The following is a 2,042-nucleotide window of genomic DNA, read 5'->3' on the forward strand; positions in this document are numbered from 1 at the left end:
TTGACTATCTAAGTCCCATTGAATATAAAAATATTCACCTTAAAAAAAGTGTCTAGTTTAGTGTTGACATACCAGTATCTTCCAGATGTTGAACCAAAAGATGATGAAGTTCCCAATTTAGATATATCTGTTCCTCAGATTAATTTCGGCCAATATAACCATTATTGGGAAGTTTTTAACCCTTACCAATTAGAAGAACCAGTCGGTGCTAGCTTAACTGATGACATCTTGGATATTTACGCAGACGTGAAAAGAGGCATCCACTTATATGAAAAAGATGAGTACACAGGGGCTGTCTCAGATTGGAAAATAAATTTTGAAATACATTGGGGCAGTCACGCAGTTGATGCAATACGTGTTTTACATTCAGCTATTTTTAGATGATTCTTTTTCAGCTTACGTAAACAGGATAGTTTAAGAAGAATGAAGAAATTAAGATATAAAAAAGTTGAATGGGGATTGGAATAGATAAAGAACTTGAAGAAATTATTATTAAATCTTTCTTTAATAAACGGATCCAAGAAAGAGTTTTGTTTGAACTTTTTTCTCAGAAAAAACGAGATAATGTAATGAATAGGTTGTGCCATAATTATTTAGATACTTTCCGTAAAGAATTTATGATTGAAATACCAACTCCAAATTCGGATCCAGGAGAGATAGAGAAATTAATGAAAAATCAAGGGGCAGGTAATGATTGTTACGTAATTTCATGGAACGACACTATCGACGGTAAACATATGTCATTAACTTCAGCTTTAAAGGTTGCAGTGGGTGAAGGGTTTCCATCAATCATTTCTTGTATTCCAGGAAAAATTGCCTATTTTGAAGCAGAACAAGAATATGGTTCTCCACCAAGGTTTATTTTGAAAAGATAGTTGATTTTTTAAATTAAAGTGTTGCGATGCTTCAATAACGGATGATCGCTTTTTTCTTATTCAAGTAACGGGGCAGGATAGTTGAATAAGGGAAGAGGTAAAGAGAATTAAATATTATAAATTAATGAGGGGGAGAGTAATTTGATACGAACTGCAACAATATTAGATATTCCTGCAATAACACTACTTAAACAGAAAATGTTTAAAGAAGTTGGAATGGAACACCTTCTTAGAGATGATTTTGTTCAGGTTGTTGAGGAGACATACAAAGAATTGTATGAAATAGAAAAAGCTATTCACTTTGTCATTGAACACGAAAACAATATTGTTGCGTGTGCTGGGTCATTTATCAAAGAAGATATTCCTTACTGTTTTTATAAGGATGAAGAATATGGGTTTATTGGTGATGTTTATGTAGAGCCGATGTTTAGAAATCAAGGTTATGCAAAAATGTTAACAAACGAAGTGTTAGATTGGTTTACTAAAAAAGATATAAATACCATCCGTCTATTAGCCAGTGATAATGCAAAAAAACTATACAAATCACTTGGATTTAAAGAAACAGACCAGATGATTTTACATAGATAAATTGAGCTTGTTGATCCACTAACGGGTTCAAGAGTTGAAGAGCTGTCGTAGTGGCAGCTTTTCTTATTCAAGTAACGGGGCAGTTTAGTGCAAAAGCAGGAAAATACAAAGTGCATCTTGAATATTTGACTGATGAAATATATAGGTGTAGGTGAATGTATTGAGGAAGCCAATTGATTTAAATTCTTTAGTGAGTAGTTACAAAGATTTACCGGTGGAGATTTTTGAAGAGATCCTCAGTTTTTTCAATTTTACTATGAGAAATGAAGAGATTGATCAAATTTCTGCTTTTATTGATAATCTAAATGTGGAAGATAGACACCTTGGATATTTTTATGTGGGTTATAAAATACCTCAAATAGATAAGGAATTTGATCTACTTAGATTTGGGGAAAATTATATTTTGAATGTTGAAATAAAATCTATTTTAAAAGAAGAAGATGCTCGGAAGCAGTTAGTTAAAAATAAATATTATTTATCTTCAGTAGGTAAAAAGTTAAAATTACCTGAATTATTCATACCTTCTCTCAGGTCATGCATTTAATCAAAAATTAATTACATTTCTAAGTTTTTAAAAGA

The 2,042-nt window shown here is 31.6% G+C and carries 4 protein-coding genes; all 4 read left to right on the forward strand.

The features are described from left to right. Positions 1-60: 60 nt before the first annotated feature. The 4 genes from Q1B07_RS26400 (at position 61) to Q1B07_RS26415 (ending at position 2,007) form a co-directional block, all read left to right on the forward strand. On the forward strand, positions 61-384 hold the full coding sequence (locus Q1B07_RS26400; RefSeq protein ID WP_299095732.1) for a DUF5063 domain-containing protein: 324 nt from the start codon (positions 61-63) through the stop codon (positions 382-384). A 68-nt stretch (positions 385-452) separates the two neighbouring features. Next, entirely contained in the window at positions 453-875 is a 423-nt protein-coding gene (locus tag Q1B07_RS26405) for a hypothetical protein (RefSeq protein WP_299095735.1), read from the forward strand. A 141-nt stretch (positions 876-1,016) separates the two neighbouring features. Then, positions 1,017-1,463 carry a GNAT family N-acetyltransferase gene (locus Q1B07_RS26410; protein ID WP_046517094.1) on the forward strand — a complete coding sequence of 149 codons (447 nt, stop codon included), beginning with the start codon at positions 1,017-1,019 and terminating at the stop codon, positions 1,461-1,463. A gap of 160 nt (positions 1,464-1,623) precedes the next feature. After that, on the forward strand, positions 1,624-2,007 hold the full coding sequence (locus tag Q1B07_RS26415; protein WP_299095740.1) for a hypothetical protein: 384 nt from the start codon (positions 1,624-1,626) through the stop codon (positions 2,005-2,007). Positions 2,008-2,042 lie beyond the last annotated feature (35 nt).

The sequence above is a fragment of the uncultured Metabacillus sp. genome, from assembly GCF_947503125.1.
In the GTDB taxonomy this organism is placed as follows: domain Bacteria; phylum Bacillota; class Bacilli; order Bacillales; family Bacillaceae; genus Metabacillus.